This is a genomic window from Candidatus Methylacidiphilales bacterium, from assembly GCA_025056655.1.
In the GTDB taxonomy this organism is placed as follows: Bacteria; Verrucomicrobiota; Verrucomicrobiia; order Methylacidiphilales; family JANWVL01; genus JANWVL01.
On record JANWVL010000117.1, the window covers coordinates 1 to 1589 of the forward strand.

The window sequence follows — 1589 nt, forward strand, 5'->3', positions numbered from 1 at the left end:
AATCTTACAGGCAAAGCCTACCGCGTAATACCCCTCTGCGCAGCCCACATCGACAACGCCTTCCCAACGATCAAGCAAAAGCGATTCAATCCAGGGCTGGATCTCCCGTTCATAACTGCCGAGCAATTTCGGCGCGATCGCGCTGCAACAAAACGTGTCATTCTCATAAACCATTCCTGCGAACGGCCCGTGGCGCACCCGATTCCCTGAAAAGACCGGCCGCGAGATCTCCTCGGGTTTTTCACGACCGGGATGACCTTCTTTCACCAACTGGCGGCTCCATTCGGCATACCGTGCCACCTTTAGGACAGATCGCTCCGCCAAAGTCCACATGCGGTCGTTCGCGACTAACATGCGGATAATCTTTTTTATCGCTCTCTTCACGAGCATTCTTAACGATCATTTCAAAAATGCAAAGAACTCAAAATACGTTAACATTATCACAAGGTTACACAACTATCTCCCGACTCTTCATTCATTAGATTAACACTAAAAACATGTCTAAAATGATCCTCGTTTCGAGATAAACCATGTATTCATTATACATAATGATACACCATGATATGACCAACAAAAATATGATTAAGTACTTCCTTTAGACTCACCGTTATTTATATCAAACACCCCGCTAGATAGACCAGATGCAAATTGTTGATACAAATTTTGACTATAACGGGCTATTTTATGAAACGAAGTTCGGCCGCGTCCCATCCATGGCGCAAATGGCACTCTCTTCCTATATTTGGTTCTATACAAATAGCGATAAAAATCTGTTTCCCTCCAATGACGATTGCACCCCCTCCATGGTCGGTTGTTTCCAGAAAAATGAACAATATATGGATCACGAATCGCCGCCTCAATAATATCCCGGCTATAAATCACGTCAAAGCAATTCGGTGGATAATACAAGTGGGGCATGACATTCCATTTTAGATCAATATTAAGAAATTTACCTCGTATTACGTAATTCAGCGCACATTGATCCCACCACTTCATCCGTTGAGGAAACGATCGAGCCACCTCGATCGCTTTTTTACAAATCCCCTCTTGTTCCCATTTTCTTGTGTTAATCAACATCACTCCCGCGTTAAATATCTTTGTACCCTCCGCAACGTCCCAGCCCGCCCAGTGCATCATCTGAGGTGATTTACCGACAACCCCCGCTACCGGGTCCTGGATTGCCGCGAGAAAAAAGTGCTCAACGGAAATATTCCATAATATCGAGATATCATGTACAGATAAGGTATCTCCGTCGAGATACAAGAGTTTGTCAATTTGTTTGTGAAAAACTTGATCAATGAAAAGCCTCGCGTATGTGGCTTGGGAGACATGCCCATCGACTCGCAATCCACGAAATAGGTCGTTATTTAGATGATAAAAGTTCAATGTAATCCAGGCTTTTGGCAGCGAGGCGATGATGTGTTTTCGCGAGCGTATTGAAAGGCCGCAATCTAATATAGATGCATGGATAGTATAATATTTATTTAGATTATCAATAATTGACCGTAACATGACCGCTACAGGCAGCGCAAAGTTTTCATCGGCTGCTGTTGCGATGTGAATCAGGTTCGACATATTGGTCAGTTCAG

The 1589-nt window shown here is 43.9% G+C and carries 2 protein-coding genes; both read right to left on the bottom strand.

Features of this window, described 5'->3' with window-relative positions:
* Positions 1-384: hypothetical protein (locus NZM04_07975; protein ID MCS7063959.1), on the bottom strand; the 384-nt coding region annotated here is incomplete at its 3' end.
* 198 nt (positions 385-582) lie between these two features.
* Positions 583-1589 (bottom strand): glycosyltransferase family 8 protein (locus tag NZM04_07980; GenBank protein ID MCS7063960.1); only part of this gene is annotated, 1007 nt, incomplete at its 5' end.